At 49.0% G+C, this 16,701-nt stretch carries 19 protein-coding genes; 7 read left to right on the top strand and 12 right to left on the bottom strand.

Translation table 11 applies throughout. The annotated features are described in order from the left end of the window. On the bottom strand, positions 1-374 hold a 374-nt coding region (locus tag CSR04_RS17130; protein ID WP_216362586.1), incomplete at its 3' end, for a hypothetical protein. Positions 375-1,245: 871 nt separating this feature from the next. Here CSR04_RS17130 and CSR04_RS17135 point away from each other — a divergent pair. Both CSR04_RS17135 and rpoH read left to right on the top strand, forming a co-directional pair. After that, positions 1,246-1,578: a hypothetical protein gene (locus CSR04_RS17135; protein WP_102797545.1), complete on the top strand. Its 333-nt coding sequence runs from the start codon at positions 1,246-1,248 to the stop codon at positions 1,576-1,578. A 115-nt stretch (positions 1,579-1,693) separates the two neighbouring features. After that, complete coding sequence (rpoH, locus tag CSR04_RS17140; RefSeq protein WP_102797546.1) at positions 1,694-2,545, top strand: RNA polymerase sigma factor RpoH; 852 nt, start codon at positions 1,694-1,696, stop codon at positions 2,543-2,545. A gap of 57 nt (positions 2,546-2,602) precedes the next feature. Here the strand turns inward: rpoH and CSR04_RS17145 are convergent, their stop codons facing one another. Further along, the gene (locus tag CSR04_RS17145) at positions 2,603-3,508 is read right to left on the bottom strand and encodes a bifunctional GNAT family N-acetyltransferase/hotdog fold thioesterase (protein WP_102797547.1); all 906 of its coding nucleotides are present in this window, start codon (positions 3,506-3,508) and stop codon (positions 2,603-2,605) included. Between the two features lie 220 nt (positions 3,509-3,728). On the opposite strand from CSR04_RS17145, the gene CSR04_RS17150 reads away from it, so the two are divergent. Beyond that, the gene (locus CSR04_RS17150; RefSeq protein ID WP_102797548.1) at positions 3,729-4,334 is read left to right on the top strand and encodes a class I SAM-dependent methyltransferase; all 606 of its coding nucleotides are present in this window, start codon (positions 3,729-3,731) and stop codon (positions 4,332-4,334) included. An 18-nt stretch (positions 4,335-4,352) separates the two neighbouring features. On the opposite strand, the gene dtd is transcribed toward CSR04_RS17150, so the two are convergent. Beyond that, positions 4,353-4,790 carry a D-aminoacyl-tRNA deacylase gene (dtd, locus tag CSR04_RS17155; RefSeq protein ID WP_102797549.1) on the bottom strand — a complete coding sequence of 146 codons (438 nt, stop codon included), beginning with the start codon at positions 4,788-4,790 and terminating at the stop codon, positions 4,353-4,355. A 100-nt stretch (positions 4,791-4,890) separates the two neighbouring features. On the opposite strand from dtd, the gene CSR04_RS17160 reads away from it, so the two are divergent. After that, on the top strand, positions 4,891-5,124 hold the full coding sequence (locus CSR04_RS17160) for a hypothetical protein (RefSeq protein ID WP_102797550.1): 234 nt from the start codon (positions 4,891-4,893) through the stop codon (positions 5,122-5,124). Beyond that, the gene (locus CSR04_RS17165; protein WP_102797551.1) at positions 5,124-5,762 is read left to right on the top strand and encodes a DUF2959 domain-containing protein; all 639 of its coding nucleotides are present in this window, start codon (positions 5,124-5,126) and stop codon (positions 5,760-5,762) included. Before CSR04_RS17160 ends, CSR04_RS17165 begins: the two co-directional genes overlap by 1 nt. On the opposite strand, the gene CSR04_RS17170 is transcribed toward CSR04_RS17165, so the two are convergent. From CSR04_RS17170 to metF, 3 genes are all read right to left on the bottom strand, one after another. Next, entirely contained in the window at positions 5,763-6,416 is a 654-nt protein-coding gene (locus CSR04_RS17170; protein ID WP_102797552.1) for a hypothetical protein, read from the bottom strand. Between the two features lie 116 nt (positions 6,417-6,532). After that, complete coding sequence (locus CSR04_RS17175; protein WP_102797553.1) at positions 6,533-7,393, bottom strand: virulence factor BrkB family protein; 861 nt, start codon at positions 7,391-7,393, stop codon at positions 6,533-6,535. A gap of 101 nt (positions 7,394-7,494) precedes the next feature. Further along, positions 7,495-8,379, bottom strand: a complete 885-nt coding sequence (metF, locus tag CSR04_RS17180) for a methylenetetrahydrofolate reductase (protein WP_102797554.1) — start codon at positions 8,377-8,379, stop codon at positions 7,495-7,497. Positions 8,380-8,535: 156 nt separating this feature from the next. On the opposite strand from metF, the gene metJ reads away from it, so the two are divergent. Beyond that, positions 8,536-8,862: a met regulon transcriptional regulator MetJ gene (metJ, locus tag CSR04_RS17185; RefSeq protein ID WP_102797555.1), complete on the top strand. Its 327-nt coding sequence runs from the start codon at positions 8,536-8,538 to the stop codon at positions 8,860-8,862. A gap of 8 nt (positions 8,863-8,870) precedes the next feature. On the opposite strand, the gene CSR04_RS17190 is transcribed toward metJ, so the two are convergent. The 3 genes from CSR04_RS17190 to CSR04_RS17200 are packed head-to-tail and all read right to left on the bottom strand — an operon-like array spanning position 8,871 to position 10,747. Next, on the bottom strand, positions 8,871-9,347 hold the full coding sequence (locus CSR04_RS17190; RefSeq protein ID WP_102797556.1) for a GNAT family N-acetyltransferase: 477 nt from the start codon (positions 9,345-9,347) through the stop codon (positions 8,871-8,873). Further along, positions 9,344-9,808 (bottom strand): NfeD family protein, encoded by a 465-nt coding sequence (locus CSR04_RS17195; RefSeq protein WP_102797557.1) that lies wholly within the window; start codon positions 9,806-9,808, stop codon positions 9,344-9,346. Before CSR04_RS17195 ends, CSR04_RS17190 begins: the two co-directional genes overlap by 4 nt. A 3-nt stretch (positions 9,809-9,811) precedes the next feature. Beyond that, positions 9,812-10,747, bottom strand: coding sequence for an SPFH domain-containing protein (locus CSR04_RS17200; RefSeq protein WP_102797558.1), 936 nt, complete (start codon positions 10,745-10,747; stop codon positions 9,812-9,814). Between the two features lie 92 nt (positions 10,748-10,839). On the opposite strand from CSR04_RS17200, the gene CSR04_RS17205 reads away from it, so the two are divergent. After that, positions 10,840-11,313: a cupin domain-containing protein gene (locus CSR04_RS17205; RefSeq protein WP_102797559.1), complete on the top strand. Its 474-nt coding sequence runs from the start codon at positions 10,840-10,842 to the stop codon at positions 11,311-11,313. Between the two features lie 477 nt (positions 11,314-11,790). Here CSR04_RS17205 and cobN read toward each other — a convergent pair whose 3' ends face one another. Genes cobN through CSR04_RS17220 form a run of 3 tightly spaced genes read right to left on the bottom strand, consistent with a single transcriptional unit; the run spans position 11,791 to position 16,677 of the window. Beyond that, a complete protein-coding gene (gene cobN, locus CSR04_RS17210) occupies positions 11,791-15,786 on the bottom strand; it encodes a cobaltochelatase subunit CobN (RefSeq protein ID WP_102797560.1) in 3,996 nt (1,331 codons plus the stop codon). Then, on the bottom strand, positions 15,786-16,106 hold the full coding sequence (locus CSR04_RS17215) for a DUF2149 domain-containing protein (RefSeq protein ID WP_102797561.1): 321 nt from the start codon (positions 16,104-16,106) through the stop codon (positions 15,786-15,788). The genes cobN and CSR04_RS17215 overlap by 1 nt, the downstream gene beginning before the upstream one ends. Then, on the bottom strand, positions 16,093-16,677 hold the full coding sequence (locus CSR04_RS17220) for a MotA/TolQ/ExbB proton channel family protein (RefSeq protein ID WP_102797562.1): 585 nt from the start codon (positions 16,675-16,677) through the stop codon (positions 16,093-16,095). Before CSR04_RS17220 ends, CSR04_RS17215 begins: the two co-directional genes overlap by 14 nt. Positions 16,678-16,701: the final 24 nt, after the last annotated feature.

The following is a 16,701-nucleotide window of genomic DNA, read 5'->3' on the forward strand; positions in this document are numbered from 1 at the left end:
TCACTCAAGTCCTGATTTAACTGCTCTTCATGCTTTAACATGGTAACTAGTGTGGCTGCTAACTCGGGTTGGTTGCGCATCTCATTGGTCAGTGCAAGCAACTCTTGTCTTTGTTCCAAATACCCCTGCCACAAGGATGGGTCTTTCAACACAAGAAATTGGCTGGCACCTCGCTCCATGTTTACCAACAATTGGCTAACCTGCCGGGTGGAATACACTAGCTTGGAGACTTGTTGAACAGCATTCGCCCCCTGATTAGAAAGCTTATCTATGCGCACCAGCGCCATTGCCAATGCCAGAATCAAAGGCAAACTAACCAGAGCGAAGCCCAGTAAAGTCAGAGATTTAAGTGATGAAGGCATGAATTTGGTCAATGCACTTTCCTTACGCCACCAAATGATCCTACCTATTGTGCCCTAAAATCCCCCACGAAACTAAGGGCATCCAATATTTGAATATCATACCGTCAACATGTCTCCTTTTTGCGACACAAGACGCTCAAACAAGATGACTCCATAAGCCATTATTTTATATAGACATTATCCAAACACCGAGAAGCCATGACTTATGATAATGAAAATCTAGTTACCTATGATGTCTCTTATAGGGGACAAAAAGGCCACTCTTGCTACCCGAAATCACCTCCCAGACCATGTATTTTAGCCACACCCCCAACTGGCATGGAACTAGCATGGATCTGGCAAAAACGCGGCTAGCATTGCTTCTTGTTGTTATGCCGCCTATTAAGTTTGACGGATATGTTTTCCAGTTTGCCTTCCCAATTTCACTCATCAAGATTGGCATTGCAGGTTAAGACATTGACCTGCTTTGCTTTTGTTGTGCTTTCAGCAATTGATACTACTGCGGCAGACATTAGGGAAGATCCTGATACCAATTTAAGACAAGCTGAAAAGGTATCTAAACCGGCCCCCCGAGTTATCGGATAATGGTCTGGGTGATAATGTTTTCAGCACGGAAGACTTGCAGGCATTTTTCCAGTAAGTAAGAATGGCTTGGTAAGATGCAAGGACAGCCACCAGTTGCTGTTGTTTAGCTACTGAAATTAAAAAATTCAGGAAAGTCGTTGTATTCCCCCGGCCGGAGGCCGATAACCCGGTTAAGAGTCGGCTCTTTTCGTCATGGCAGACGAGAAGAACCAAATGCAGTTGCTCCTAACTTTCGTCAATTACAACCTGAAAAATAAACCACGGGTCAATCCCATATTTCTTTTCACAGGGGGAAAAGATGGAAAATAGCGCAAATCGCTATGTTAAGGTTGGGAACTGGATTTTCGAAGTCAAAATGGTCAGGGCCATTCGTGTAGAGGAATACGGCAAACCCTATGATGCTGTTGCGCATATGACATTCAACGGTGATGAAGTTTATGTAGACAGTCAACTGAACAGTTCAGATAGGAGCCTAGATAAGAGCGATATGGCTGCTCTGGTCAATTTTGCTCAAATGATGGAGGTAGACAATTTCCGTTATGACAGATTCCAGAATGGTCAGCGTCGCTCCAGAAATATTAAGTTGCTTGAAAAGGAAGAAGTACAGCCCAATATAAGGCTGGTTAAGTAACGGAACTCAAGGTCGAGTCAGTGGTCAATACTGTGTATTTTCCGCACCCAGACGGGCTGGTGATCGCTGCGACTGGGTGCTACACTGGCTCCACTCTTTTTATGTGAGGTAAACGATGAGCACAAACATGCAGTCTATGGCGTTAAGCGTACCTCAGACGGGCAGTCTGGAAGCCTACATGCAAGCGGTGAGTTCAATTGATATGCTCACTGCCGAGGAAGAAAAGGAATTAGCCGAGCGCCTTCACCATCAAGGGGATCTTGAAGCAGCCCGCAGGCTGATCATGTCGCACCTTCGTTTTGTTGTGCATATCGCCAAATCCTATTCAGGCTATGGCCTTCCTCAGGCCGACCTGATTCAGGAAGGCAATATTGGTTTGATGAAAGCGGTAAAACGCTTTGATCCAGGCGTGGGTGTACGTCTGGTATCTTTCGCTGTGCATTGGATCAAAGCGGAGATCCACGAATTCGTTTTACGCAATTGGCGAATCGTAAAAGTGGCCACCACCAAGGCACAACGCAAATTGTTCTTCAACCTGCGCAAGGCCAAAAAGCGCCTTGGTTGGTTTACCCATGAAGAAGTTCAGAAAGTTGCTGATGAACTGGGGGTAAGCACCAAAGAAGTGCTGCAAATGGAAGCGCGCATGAGCAGCCAGGATCAGGCCTTCGACCTGGCCAATGACGATGATGACAGCAGTAATTTTGCACCAGTGCAATATCTTGAAGATAAAAGTGCCGATGTGGAATCTACTGTACTGGATGCAGACTGGGATGAATCCTCAACTCAGCGCTTGCACTCAGCCATCAAGACTTTGGATGAAAGAAGCCAGCATATTATTCAGTGCCGCTGGTTAACTGACGACAAAACCACATTGCAGGACTTGGCTGATAAATATCAGGTTTCTGCTGAGCGGGTGCGTCAGATTGAGAAAAATGCCCTGAAAAAACTTCAGGCCGCCATGGTCTGAAGCGAGGCTATTTAGCAAAGCACGTTTTGATAAAGGCGCCATACGGCGCCTTTATTGTTACTCTTCTGTCGGCGGTAAAACCCAGTAGACGCCCTTAAACTCGGCCACAGGATTATGGCCATCGTGAATATCCACCTGCAATTTGAATGGGCTCTTACGCCCCTTAGCCAGTTGCTCAAACTTTCCGCTGACAGATTCAATATTACAGATTGCCCTAGGCTGCAAACTGATAGGTTTATGATAATGTATATCAGCGTCGCCAAGCACAATCTCGCCGGACAGGTTTTTCTCTTTCATCTGTAAAAACAACATGCCCCAACCTGACAGGGTGGCCAGAGAAAAAATGCTCCCGGCAAACATGGTGCCATGTAAATTAATGTTTTTATTCAGCGATGCACGAACCTCCAAGGTCCGTCCTGTGTACTGATAAAGCTTGATACCCATTTGTTCGCTGATGGGAATGGTCTCGTACCAGGTGTCCTGCAATTCTTTACACCACTTGGGGTGCAGCATGACGGCATTCAGCTCTGTCAGCTTCTTTACCATCTGCTCCCGTTTAAGCTGCCCCAACTCAGTTGTCGCTTCCCCTACAACTTCAAAACCACAACTTTTAAAGAAAGGGGTGGATATTTCCCGGCTGTTGGTGACAATCCTTTCAATCCCCTGATTTCTGGCCACGCCTTCCAGCGCAGATACAACCAGTTTGCCCAATCCTTTACCATGGTAGTCCGGATGCACAGCTATATGGCGGATTTGCGCCTCTTCGGGTGTGTTGAAATGCAAGCGACCTATGGCGATCACATCACCGTTAGCATTCACCACCATGCGATGAATACCCACCTGCTCGTATTCGTCTTTTTCCGACCCTAGCGGATAGTTCCAGGGCTTGCGCAGCATCAGCCAGCGAAATTGAAAATATTTGTCAAACTCTTCGTCCGTGGTAGGCGTATCAACTTTATACATTTATCTCACCTAAATTTAATCCTGCCAGCAGCTTAACAAAACGAAACACAGCACCTATAGTGAGCCACTTGTTATTGCTACACATCTGGGTATTCCACTGTTTGACCTTAATCATGCGTTAAGGCAAAGGGAGCTGCTCTATTGGCATGCACCGCAGCTCTTTGTTTACCAAAACGCAGCATATCGCTGGCTATGTCTGGATGACACAGTACAGACTGTAATGGATTTGAGCAATCCCCCCACTTTGGTATTACCGCACTTACATGCCATGGCACTGGCGCTGTATTTTTGTCCTCAGGCCACACAGGCGCTGGAGCTTGGAGTAGGTGGCGGAGCACTCAAACGTTATCTGGGCTCTGTGCATCCAAACATCCATATGACAAGTATTGAAAGCAACAACGGCGTGATTCAGTCTTGTGTGGATTACTTTCATCTTGCCCCTGGTACTATCATACAAGGCGACGGGCAAATAGAGATAAAACACTATCATTGTCTGGATTTGCTGTTTATCGATATATTCGATGGTCACAAGCATCCCGACTTTCTCAAACAGGATGCGTTCCACCGTGATTGTCTGGATAGTTTGTCCCAGCTGGGTATTCTGGCTATCAACCTTTTACCCGAACACTCCGGTGAGATTGACGATTTCCAGCAGCTCTATCTGCGATTAAGCGGCTTTCGCCCGCTTTGCTTTAAAGTACCTGGTTATCAAAACCGCATTTTACTTTGTGCGAAACAACCACTCCTGTTGCCTGAATACGCAACGCTCGTAAAGTTCGCCCGCCGTCATCACCTCAACTTAAATTATCTGGTTTCAGTGCTCTGAGGGGTAAATCGTTGCCCGCTACACTTTGAGTTGGAAAGTCACAGGCCCGTCATTGGTTAAGCTTACCTGCATATCCGCGGCGAATCGCCCAGTTTGGCAGTGAACACCCGCTTTTCTCGCCTGACTGACAAAGTATTCATACAACACTTCGCTTTCCTGTGGGTTGCCGGCACGGGAAAAGCTGGGTCGGTTACCTTTATCCGTATCGGCCACCAGGGTAAATTGAGATACCACCAGCAATTGCCCACCTGTCTGCAGTAAATTCAGATTCATTTTTCCCTGTTCATCAGCGAAGATACGATAATTAAGCACCCGCTCACATAACCTGCGGGCTTTGGCTTCATCATCACTTTGCTCCACTCCCAGCAATAACAGAATGCCTTTATTAATCTGTCCTATGCATTCCCCTGCCACCACCACTTTGGCTTCTGACACTCTCTGTAACAATGCAATCATCTGATATTCCTGAGTTAAAGCCATGCTATTGTGGCAAAGTTTGCCTAGCGCAAACAATTGCTTTAAGTTAATTGCATAAACAAATGTGATGGAGACTTCTATGTCAGGACAAGGTTCCGGCGGTAATGTCATTGCGGCAATTTGCAGCTTCTTTATTCCAGGTTTGGGACAGTTAGTCCAAGGCCGGATTCTGGCTGCCTTGCTGTTTTTTGTGGTGGTGTCTGTATGCTATGGCATGGCTGCCACTGTTATCCTGATCTTTATGTGGATCCCAGGCGCACTGATCCATCTGTGGGCAATTGTGGATGCCGCCAAGTTCAGGGCCAGGCTCTGATGTTTCGTCATGCCGGGCTGTTAGGCATCTGGCTGCTGCTCAGTGGCTGCCAGTCAGCCTACTACTCAGCGATGGAAAAGGTGGGCGTCGAGAAACGAGACATTCTGGTTGATCGGGTCGAAGACGCCAGAGATGCGCAGGAAGACGCCCAGCAACAATTCAGTTCAGCCCTGGAACGTTTCAGCACTCTGCTGGAATTTGATGGTGGTGAGTTGCAGCGTGTGTACGAGGGTCTTAAGGACCAGTATGAAGCCAGTGAAGCCTCGGCAGAAAAAGTTTCAGCACGTATCAATAAGGTACAGGATGTTGCCGATGCCTTGTTTGATGAATGGCAGGACGAGCTGGACCAATACAGCAGTGAGAAGCTCAGACGAGACAGCAGTGTAAAGCTAAAGGATACCCAACGCCGCTATACCCAATTACTAAATTCCATGCGCCGCGCCGAAAGTAAAATGGCGCCGGTGTTAAGTGCCTTAAAAGACAATGTGCTTTACTTAAAACACAACCTGAACGCCAGCGCAATTGGCTCCCTGCAAGGTGAATTCAGTGGTATAAAACGCGATATTGATCTATTACTCAGAGAGATGAACCGGGCCATAGACCAGTCTAACGAGTTTATTCAGAGTATTCAGAATTAGCTATTCTTCCACTATCACCTTGGCACCATCACTGTCGGCAACCAGCAGATAAGAGCGGCCATATTCCTGCTGACATAAATTAATGGCGCGGTTGGCTATGCTCAGCGTGCCATTGCACAGCTCAACACTGATATGTGTAGACACTTTACCGGATTTAACCCGGCTGATGTGTTTTCCGTCCACAGCAACATCCATATCAGCATTTGCCAGCACCCTGACACTGATAATATCGGCACGGTTGCGGGGGGATTTGTCAAAAACAGACAATTCATAGTTGCTGCCATTCATCCAGGCCACCACCCAGGTCCGACCGCCGTCAGCTAAATGCGCATCCAGCTTGCGGCTTTTGTTGTTGCTGTTTTTGTTGCGTACACCAAAAGTGGTTTTGGCGTAGTCTTTATTCCAGCCATAAAGATAACTGCCATAATCTTCACTGAGTAAATCTACTGCTTTGTATTTATCCCGGAATACATCGCCAAACATAGCATGCGGGTGAAGATAAAAGCCGGCATCGTCATTCAGGGCATTAACAAAGGTGATGGTGGTATCCCGATTTTTCGGTCTGTCATCAATGGCCTTATCAACCTGATCGCTACTACAGGCCCCCAACCCTATTACTGCCAACCACAACAGCGTACTTCGCTTAAGACTCATTCCCATAACACCTTCCCTCTTTGCATGATGAAAATTGCCCGAGCAAGATACCAAGTCATCTTCTGCGAATCTGTTAGGAAGTGTTGAAAACTGTATAAGCCTTGTGGCGGGAAGTATTAAATACTTTCTTGCGGCGGTGGTGGCTGGCTCAGGCTCTCTACTTGTACGGTAAACTCGGCACCAAGTAACACCACAATCCAGGACAGGTAAATCCATACAAATAAAATGGGTACCGCAGCCAATGCACCGTAGATCATTTGATAGGAGGGAAAGCTGGCAACATACAAAGCAAATCCCTTTTTCGATAATTCGAATAAGCAGGTTGCTAAAAAAGCCCCGGAAAGAGCATGCCTGGCACGTACCGCTTTATTTGGCACCACCATATACAAAATAAAAAATGCCCCCAATGACGTAACAAAGGGCACCAGATTCAGCAACGCAGTAGTAATACCTGGCGTATAGTCCTCGGCAAAAGCCGCCAGCCCCACTAAATAGGAACTGATCGCCAGCCCCGAACCTATTAATAAGGGGCCTAATGTCAGCACCATCCAATAAATAGCAAAGGTAAAGATGGGGCGTCTGTCACTGTTGGTGCGAAAGATATGGTTAATGGTCTTGTCTACATTGGAGATCAGCATCAACGCCACTACCACCAGGAACAATATGCTCACAGCGCCCATTTTCGATGCATTGCCAACAAACTCACCAACATATTGCTGCACCACGCCACCGGCATGCGGCACAAAGTTACTAAATATAAAGGATTCCAAATCACCACGGGCCGAACCGAATGCAGGAAACGCCGATAATATGGTAAAAAACACCATGATAAATGGCACTAAAGACAACAAGGAGACATAGGCCAGATGGCCAGCAGTAACGGTAATTCTGTCCTGTTGGCAACGAGTCAGCATGGCTATGGCAAACACTTTCACCTGGCTTAACGTTAAGGTTTTAATTGCCCTGAATTTATCCATCCCATACCTCCTGCCCAAAACTCAGATTCAAGTGTACCCTCGACGCACAAAAAAAGGCATCCCCTGATGCCTTTCTGTGTGTCTGTCAAACTAATGCTTACTTAGTCGGCTCGCAAACCCAGCATATGACAAATCGCATAGCTGAGCTCACAGCGATTCAGCGTATAAAAATGGAAGTTACGCACCCCTTCTTTGGCCAGAATACGCGCCATATCCATAGCAATGCTGGCACCCAACAGATTACGGGTGGTCTGGTCATTATCGTCCAGACCTTCATACATCTTATGCAACCAGTTTGGCACATGCACATTGGTCATACCGGCAAAACGCACCAGAGTATTGTAATTCGTTACCGGCAAAATACCGGGGATGATTTCCAAATCTATTCCTGCGGCTGCGGCCCGGTCACGAAAGCGCAGAAACACTTCGGCATCGAAGAAAAACTGCGTAATAGCCGAACTTGCACCGGCTTCGGCCTTACGTTTCAGATTCAGCAAGTCAAACTGGCCATTAGGCGCTTCAGGGTGAATTTCCGGATACGCCGCCACGGCAATATCGAAATCCGCCACATCTTTCAGTAACGCCACCAGATCCGCCGCATACAGCTCGGTTTTGTCCACGCCTTTAGGCAAATCACCGCGCAGGGCAACAATCTTACGAATACCAGCCTGCCAGTAGTCATGGGCGATTTGCTTAAGCTCTTCTCGGCTGGCATCCACACAGGTCAAATGTGGCGCGGCCGCCACGCCGGTCTCGGCCTGGATACGTTTCACCACATCATGGGTACGATCCCGCTCGCCACTGTTCGCACCATAAGTCACCGACATATAAGCTGGCTTAAGGGGTGCCAGGCGCTGCACTGAATGCCACAGAGTTTGTTCCATTTGCTCAGTTTTAGGCGGGAAAAATTCAAAAGACACATTGATATTGCGCAATTCAGACAAGGAATTGTTCAGCGCATCAATGCCCTGGGCATAGGAAACCATAGTGACTCCTGGAATAAGCTCTGGATTTTGGACGTTTAGATGGCTAAATCTACTTGTATTCCGCCCAGACATCAAGATGTTTGGACTTCCAGATTGACTGAATCCTGCCAGCGGTTAGAATTTTGCCATCTAACTTAAAATAAAACAGGCAGAAACATGGCTAAATGGAATGGCGAGTATATTCATCCCTACGCCGAGCATGGAAAAAAGAGCGAGCAGGTAAAAAAAATTACCGTGTCCATTCCATTGAACGTACTCAAAGTACTAACCGATGAGCGGACGCGCAGACAGATCAACAATTTACGTCACGCCACGAATTCGGAGTTGCTGTGTGAAGCATTTCTGCATGCGTTTACCGGGCAACCCCTACCCAATGATGCCGATCTGCAGAAAGACAATCCTCATCGTATTCCGGCAGAAGCACGCAAAATTATGGAAAAAATGGGTATTGATGTTGACGCAGTGGAAGCCGAGGAAGACTGAAAATAACGTTAAGCGAGCCTGACTTCCGGTTGGGCCGTTTGCAACGCCTTTGCCCCTGCCTGCAACAAATAAAAGTCCGGTTCTTCCGCACTTACGCAGAAGCCAGCATTTACATAAAATTGCAGAGCTTGCTGATTACAACGAAACACCCTGAGTGTTAACTCTTGAGCCTGATAGACCTTAAGCAATTGCAATAGCAACCTACGTCCAATTCCCTTATTGCGCCATTGTGGTGCCATAATCAGCATCGTAATATATAGGCCATGCTTTGGACGTTGGCAGAGCTGAATATAACCAAGATTGAGGTGGCCAGATACCACCAATAGATTTTGATTATCCTGCCAGCGCTTAGCAAAATCCTGACGCTGCCAGTTCTCATCCCATCCCCACTGACTTTCAATATGTCCACGCATGGCCTGCTGATAATGCCGCCAGAAGTAACTTTTATCCTCATTGCCCGCTTGGGCCAGACGAAGATTTATCACGACACGTCCTGCACAGGTGCTACATCCAAACGCCCTACCGACACTTTAACCACCTGCACCGTCTGCCCAGCTGTTAAATGTTGCTGACTGTGTACCTGCCAAGCAATACCTGAATAACGATACTCAAAACTCTTACCTGGCTGCAGTGCCTCGGTAACTGCAAACTGATGCCCGATCAGATCACTTTGTACCTGTACCGGTTTTCCTTTCGCCTGCATATTTTTTAGCGGCTTCCACAACAACAACGCAAACAAGGCACTCAACACGGCGAGGCTGGCCAGAGCGCTGAACATATCCTGCCCAAGCAAGCCAAGATACATCATCAGCCCGGTGGCCAGCGCTGCCAGGCCAATAAAGAACAATACAAAGGTGGCAAAGCCCAGGATCAGTACTTCAACGGCCAGCAGTGCCAGGCCTAACACCATCAGACTCTCGGCCAGATGCTGATTCAGTAGGTCCATCGGTTACCCCTTTTTTATATTCTCGATAATGGTCATGGCCTGCGCTACCATTGACGCGGCATCAGTCCCACTGTCTGGTAGCAACACCACTGAAGACTCTTTAGCAATGGCTTGTTTGGCTTCAATGGCCTTAGTGGCCAGATCCAGTTGAATCGCCTTCTGGCCTTGTTCTGTGTTGGCCGCTTCGCCCACCAGTCGCAATGCTTCGGCCTGCGCCTCTGCCACCGCCAGAATAGCTTTGGCTTCACCCTCAGCGCGCAGCACCTGCTCTGCTTTGTCCGCTTCGGCGGCCAGTACCACTGAAGCTTTTTCACCCTCGGCACGGTTAATAGCCGCTTGCCTGTCACCTTCAGATTCCAGGATCTGTGCCCTTTTGACTCGTTCCGCCTTCATTTGCGCTTCCATAGCTTCCATAACCGAATGCGGTGGCACAATGTCTTTAATTTCATAGCGCATCACCTGGATGCCCCAGGGGCCAGAGGCTTCGTTTATGGCGGATACGATATTAGTGTTAAGTTGATCACGCTCTTCAAAGGTTTTATCCAGTTCCATTTTACCCAGCTCTGAACGCATAGTGGTTTGCGCCAACTGAGTCACGGCAAAGATATAATCATCCACCCCATAGGTGGCCTTGTATGGATCCAGCACCCGGAAATACAGCACCCCATCCACCTTAAGAGAGATGTTGTCACGGGTAATAGCGCTTTGTTCCGGCACATCCACGGCCTGCTCTTTCAGCGAGCGGTCGGCGGCAATCCGGTCAATAAAAGGTACGATAAAATTCAGTCCGGCTTCGCGGGTGGTCTGGTATTTACCAAATCGCTCAATCAGATAAGCGCGATTCTGAGGGACAAAGATAATGGCGGATTTTAATACCACCACCACAAAAATCAGTAGAAAGGTCTCAATACGTAAAATGTAGTCAAACAGTATGTCCATATTTTTCTCCAATGACGTTCCACTAAATTCCGCCTAACATAGTTCAGTGCCAGAGCACTGACAATGACTAATTTCAATCAGGAAGCATCATCATGTCCCCTAGTAAGGAACAACTGATCAGCCAGTTTGCGCTTAAGCCTCACCCGGAAGGAGGCTATTACGCAGAAGTTTACCGCTCAGCCCAGAGTTTAAACTCACCGGTACATGGCCAACCACGCCCCAGCCTGACCCATATTTATTTTCTACTGGGACAGGGGGACGTCAGCCGCTTTCATCGCGTGGCCCATGATGAGGTATGGAATCATTATGCTGGTGCCCCACTACGGCTTATCGATCTGCATAATCAACAGATTCAGGAGTTACGTCTGGGACCAGACGAACCACATTTTGCCCAGGTGATAGAAGGGGGTCACTATCAGGCCGCTGAAAGTCTGGGCGAATACAGTTTAGTGGGTTGCAGTGTGGCGCCGGGCTTTGACTTTGCTGATTTTAATTTTATTCAGGCGGATTCGGCCCTTAGCAACTTTATCCATAACCAACACCCAGAGCTTTTGCGCTTTCTATAACAGCGTTACCAAGAAATGACGAAAAGCGGTGATTGCTAACATTGAAAACGGAATTCTCTCTCGCAGAGCCGCCAAGAACGCGAATGTCATCATCACTTGAGTCCAGAACTCTGTACCCTCATTGCTTCAGAGGTAAAAAATATATCTGTCTAAAAAAATTAACCACAGAGGCACGAAGAGCACAGAGTATTTGAAGGTGTTATCACCGCGCGCTTTCCTCTGCACACTCGACGAGATGCCTCTTACCACCCACCACCGAGACAAATAAAGTGTTCATTTTTCAAACATATACACCGTTAAATTTCCTGCTTTTCTCTGTAATCTCTGTGCCTCTGTGGTGAAATTGAACTGAACAAATTTTATAGATAATCACAGAGGCACGGAGCGAACAGAGTGGCGTCACCGCGAGCTTTACTCTGCACACTCTGCGTCTCGGCGGTAAAGAATTCGTTTATTGGCCGTCAGGCTGACTTGTTATCAGAGCGAAAGTCTCAGCTGTGGCCGGGGCGGTCGCCCTTGCCACAGCATGCCCGCCACCATTAATAACAACATCGCCAAGCAGGACCAGATCAGGGTCCAGTTCCAGTCGATTGGCTGCTCGCTGGCCTGCACTTTTTCCAGCTTCTGGCCTTGTACCGCTTCTGATAGTGAGGCTTCCAACGGCATCGGCGCCGCCAATTGCTTAATCAGACCAAAGCCACTGGCTGACTGATTCACAAAGTCTCTGAGCTTGTCATTGTCCTGATACAGCTCATACTGGTTCACCAGGTCGATATAGCGCTCAACCAGGGTTTGCAGAGTGTGTGCATCCGCCTCCCAGTAATCTTTGCGATTCGCTTCCAGCATCCGTTCCAGCATACGAGCCAGGGCAGCAGGATTCGTTTGTTCGAACCACTTATCCAACTCCAGATCCAGCTTGTCGTTGACATAGACGTCGAAATACTCCTGCCATTGATCATCGCGAATAATATCCGGGTCCACTACCTGCCAGCCCCAGAAATTGTCCATACGCGAACTCATCCCCACTGCACCTGAGTAGCCTTCTTTTTGCATCTCCTGGATCCAGCGCTTGTGAAATACCCGGGTGCGCAGCTCCTTGGCCAGAAACTGATCGGCTTTCTCGGTTTTGGCGCTGCTGGCATTACGTAAGTTGCTGATGCGCATCTGTGGGCTTTTGCCGTCAATATTGCGCACCGCCAGCGACAGTGAACCGAAATATTCAAAGGGATCATCGCTGGATAACATGCCAAACAGATTGGATGAGCGGGCAAACAGCGCCACGTCGGTACCGGACAGTTGCTGTGCATACAGGTTAATGCCGTCCAGCTTTTCCCCCCAACGTTTGTCATCAGGGCCAAAGAAATAACCCATCTTATCCAGGTAAAGATCGGCAATTTTACTGTCCTGCTCCCAGCTATCGCTGGCCCAGGCGGCGCCATCCACGCCCGAGCCGTAATCGCCGGAGGCATTGGAAAACAATCGCATGGTCGACAAGTACTCGGCTTCGTCCGGGGCCACACCTTGCTCCACCAGCTGTTTGGCAATACGTTGGCTGTTGGCCCAGATACTGTTGCCCTGTTCCTGCAGTTCAGCCACTTGCTGTACTGCCTTGGCCAGCAATTGCATCACATTAGGAAAAGCATCACGGTAAAGGCCGGTCGCAGACAGAACCACATCCACTCTGGGCCGTTTCAATTCGCTGTAGGGGATAACTTCGGTGCCGGTCACCCGCCCATCCGGCGTCCAGGTAGGTCGTACCCCCATGGCATACAAGGCCTGGCTTTCCAGCACACCGTAGTGGCGCATGGTTTCAATACTCCACAAAGAAAACGCCAGTTTATCCGGATATCGGCCATGCTCCTGAAAGTAATCGGCAATCAATTCCCCGGTCAGTGCCTTACCCTGCTCCCAGGCTGCCTGGGTGGGTACCCTGGCCGGATCAAAGCCCTGCAGATTGAATCCTGTGGGCACAGACTCGGGATGGCGTATCGGGTCGCCGCCGGTTTTAACCGGCACATAACGGCCCTGTAAAAAACCGATCAGATTGTCCAGCTCGGCGATATCCTGCATGGCCTGATACTGTTCTCGGGCTTTTAGCAATTGGCTTTGTAGCGCATCGTCCAGCTTCTCAAAGGCGATCGGTAGGGGCACTGACTTACTGCCATCCTGGGCTACCACATAGTCATACATCAGCTTAAACCCAGGGGTGTTCTCCAGCGCTACCTCATCGGTCATGGCCTGATTATCCCCATCATGCACATCCTGATGGGCCTGATAGTGCTTACGCTCAAAAGCCAATGCCTGTTGAATAAAGTCCTGCCCCTGCATCTGTACCAGGGTAGTGGTCAGCAGGGCTTGTTCAGGCAACATACCAAAGCTGTGTAAACCAAGCGGCTGATTGGTGCCGGCGATTTCCTCCAAATGCTCATGCAAGGCCTGAATAAATCCATCAAAATCAGATTTGATCTGTGGGTCACTCCAGCCAAAGTCGGCACAGATATTTTCTTCAATACAACGCTGATGGATTTGCTCGCCGGTGCGCTGCTTCACTCCGCCTTCGTCCAGCGAGTCATACTGATGCATCAGTTCATGTATATCCGCCATCACCCCTTGCAAACCAGCAGTGGCAAAAGGCGCGGTCATATGCGAGATGACCGTGGCGCGGCCACGACGCTTGGTCTGCATCGCTTCGCCCACATCATCGACAATAAAGGGGTAGACTACCGGGGTATCCCAAACTGCCAGGTTGCCCTGGTCAAAGATGGACAAACCGCGTTCCTTGCCGCCTAAATATTCCTGCGAGCCATGGGTGCCCAAATGAATAATGGCGTCGCTATGCCAGTATTCCCGGGCATAGTAATAGGCCGCCAGATAGAAATGGTTAATTGGCACCGTGCCCACATGATAGATATCGCTTTCATTATCCTTTTTGTCCGAACGTGGCGGCTGACGCATAATCAACAAATTACCGTTACGAATGCGCGGCAGGACAAAATAATCCACCCCATCACGCTTGACCGCCATAAAGTTATCCTGAGGTTTTCCCCAGTGTGCATTAATAGGCTCGGTGACCGATTGGGGTAATTGATTAAACCAGCTCAGATAATCTTGCACCGGCATCAACTCGGCCAGATCCTGCTGCAGAAGTTCATCCAGTTGGTAATCGCGATAAAAGGGGTCAAGGATATGATTAACCCGCTGCGTGTAATAATCCCCACTATGTGGCGCTACCTGATAACCTTCCTGATGCAAACGTTTACCAATGTGATACAGGCTGTCAGGAATATTCAAAAATGACGCCCCAACATCCTGGCTACCCCACATAAACAAGGTCAGTCGTTTGTCGGCGTTAGCTTTATGCCGCAGGTTCGCCAGCTTAATTGCTTTGCTGGTCAGGCGTTCAAGCTGATAGTCAATGGCTTCTACCCGGCCGGTTTGCTGGTTAAGTGCCGCCACTATCATGGGGTCCACAACTCCGGCGCCTTCCGGCAAAACCAGGGTAAAAGGTGTCATACCAATGCTGATCCCCTGCTTGTCCTGCTCCCAGGTCTGCTGGTCACCGTCGTAGTAGGTCAGTGCCTGCATCACAGGTACGCCAAGCGCTTCAAATTCGGCTTTGCGTTTGGCGGCCCAATGAAAATTGCGGAAACTGACGATCAGGTCCACATAAGTTTGCCCATCTTTGCTGATAAGCGGACGATAGTCAGACACCACCGGACTTAGCTCAAAGAAAAACGGTACCGCCACCGCCCCTTGCTGTTCCAACTGACGAATGGCCCTATCCACCACCTGGGTTTGCGCAGTTTCAATTAATGAGCGTTGCAGCAAGATACCCACTCTGGGGGCACCTTCAGAAGGTTTTCGCCAGCTCAGAAAACTGTCCAGATCTGCGAAGATTCGCTTGCTGAAATCCGGGTGATACAGGCCAATCTCCGGGTAAATCAATGGCGCTTCAACGACTGTGTCAGTGGGGCTAAGCAACCGATGTTGCAGGTATTGGCCCATACGCTGAAGATTTTGTGTGCCGCCATTATCCCAATAGGCAAACAAATCCATAGCCTGCTGCGGATCAATACCTTTACGCAGGCTATCCACTTGCGGTTGCTGAATAGTGATAAAGCGGCTGTTGCTCTGCGTTATCAGTGCCTGATACTTGGCATACGTTGCCGCAGACTCCCTGGCTGAGACCGCATCAAACAGCACCAGGTCAACTTCGTCAAATAACCCCTTAGCGGCAGACATGTCGTCTTTAATCGCCGACTCGGCTTTGTGCTCAATATCCAGCGTTTCTCCCGCCAGTTCTTTAAACAGACTGACCTTGGCTTTGTTGCTATGAGCAGCGCCCAGAATCAGTACCTTAGGTTTGGCTTGTGTGACTGATTGCTGGGCCAGAGAAGGCATGCTGAATGTACTCAGCAGCAGGCCCCATACTATTAACGTCTTCTTGCTGATATTTATGTGCCTACCTGACATTATGGCTGCCCCTGAGTTTCTGGCACATAAACAATACTGCCATCGGCCATGCGATAGGCCACCCCGGCCTTCACCCCATCACCGGCACCAATTTCGCCAGAGCTTTGATAGGTTTCTATGCTTTCGCCGTTTTTTATGATCATCTGCATATCCGGCTGCCCGGCATTTTTAATCACCGTGACGTTTTCATCCAAAAAGGGATTAAGTGGATTTTGGGCGATGGCAATCAGCAATGCGGCAATCAGGATCAGAAATACATCCACCAGATTGACCACCGACAGCACCGGATTACCGGCTTCATCTTCATCAAGCAGCCGCATCGTGCTCTACCTCCTTGCGAATGGCAGTATCATAAACGGACTGTTCCCGGATAAAGGGGGCCAGGGCTACCAACTCAGAAGCCAGCCAGCGTTTTCTGACGCTGGCAATCCAGAAGGTAATGGATGCCGTCACCAGGCCAAAAATCACCGCTGAAAAGGCCACAATCAGATTTTCGCTGATACCCTGAATATTGCCGTTGGCCAGACTTTTCAGCGCCGGCCCCATAGGAACCATGGTCGCAACCAGGCCCAGCATCGGTGCCAGGCGGCTGACCATTCTGGCATTTTCCAACAGGTTAAAGGCCGCCACATCCAGTTCATCGCGGCTGACTTGCGGCTGTGCCAGTCGCAAACATAAAAGCGGATAGCCAGGCAATGGGCCGGATGTGTTCAGGTTGTTTTGCAACGCATTGATATAGCCCATGCGCTGACGCCGACGCTGTTGCCATTGCATCAGCAATGCCCCCAGGGCAAACAGGCTGTAAGCAAATAATAAAATCAGTAATACCAGTACCGGCGCCATAAACAGATCGGACAGCTGGTACATCAGTTCTTCTAATTGTTTGATCAAGGTGTTATCTCCGGGTCAATCAAT

The sequence above is a fragment of the Bowmanella denitrificans genome (genome assembly GCF_002887595.1).
Lineage (GTDB): Bacteria > Pseudomonadota > Gammaproteobacteria > Enterobacterales > Alteromonadaceae > Bowmanella > Bowmanella denitrificans.

What these genes read in the sequence shown, in the direction of transcription:
- CSR04_RS17195 (WP_102797557.1), bottom strand. Translation starts at nt 9,808, where the DNA reads ATGGACCTACTGAATCAGCATCTGGCCGAGAGTCTGATGGTGTTAGGC.
- CSR04_RS17145 (WP_102797547.1), bottom strand. Translation starts at nt 3,508, where the DNA reads ATGTATAAAGTTGATACGCCTACCACGGACGAAGAGTTTGACAAATAT.
- CSR04_RS17150 (WP_102797548.1), top strand. Translation starts at nt 3,729, where the DNA reads ATGGATTTGAGCAATCCCCCCACTTTGGTATTACCGCACTTACATGCC.
- CSR04_RS17175 (WP_102797553.1), bottom strand. Translation starts at nt 7,393, where the DNA reads ATGGATAAATTCAGGGCAATTAAAACCTTAACGTTAAGCCAGGTGAAA.
- CSR04_RS17170 (WP_102797552.1), bottom strand. Translation starts at nt 6,416, where the DNA reads ATGAGTCTTAAGCGAAGTACGCTGTTGTGGTTGGCAGTAATAGGGTTG.
- CSR04_RS17135 (WP_102797545.1), top strand. Translation starts at nt 1,246, where the DNA reads ATGGAAAATAGCGCAAATCGCTATGTTAAGGTTGGGAACTGGATTTTC.
- CSR04_RS17165 (WP_102797551.1), top strand. Translation starts at nt 5,124, where the DNA reads ATGTTTCGTCATGCCGGGCTGTTAGGCATCTGGCTGCTGCTCAGTGGC.
- metF (WP_102797554.1), bottom strand. Translation starts at nt 8,379, where the DNA reads ATGGTTTCCTATGCCCAGGGCATTGATGCGCTGAACAATTCCTTGTCT.
- CSR04_RS17160 (WP_102797550.1), top strand. Translation starts at nt 4,891, where the DNA reads ATGTCAGGACAAGGTTCCGGCGGTAATGTCATTGCGGCAATTTGCAGC.
- dtd (WP_102797549.1), bottom strand. Translation starts at nt 4,790, where the DNA reads ATGATTGCATTGTTACAGAGAGTGTCAGAAGCCAAAGTGGTGGTGGCA.
- CSR04_RS17205 (WP_102797559.1), top strand. Translation starts at nt 10,840, where the DNA reads ATGTCCCCTAGTAAGGAACAACTGATCAGCCAGTTTGCGCTTAAGCCT.
- CSR04_RS17215 (WP_102797561.1), bottom strand. Translation starts at nt 16,106, where the DNA reads ATGCGGCTGCTTGATGAAGATGAAGCCGGTAATCCGGTGCTGTCGGTG.
- cobN (WP_102797560.1), bottom strand. Translation starts at nt 15,786, where the DNA reads ATGTCAGGTAGGCACATAAATATCAGCAAGAAGACGTTAATAGTATGG.
- metJ (WP_102797555.1), top strand. Translation starts at nt 8,536, where the DNA reads ATGGCTAAATGGAATGGCGAGTATATTCATCCCTACGCCGAGCATGGA.
- CSR04_RS17200 (WP_102797558.1), bottom strand. Translation starts at nt 10,747, where the DNA reads ATGGACATACTGTTTGACTACATTTTACGTATTGAGACCTTTCTACTG.
- rpoH (WP_102797546.1), top strand. Translation starts at nt 1,694, where the DNA reads ATGAGCACAAACATGCAGTCTATGGCGTTAAGCGTACCTCAGACGGGC.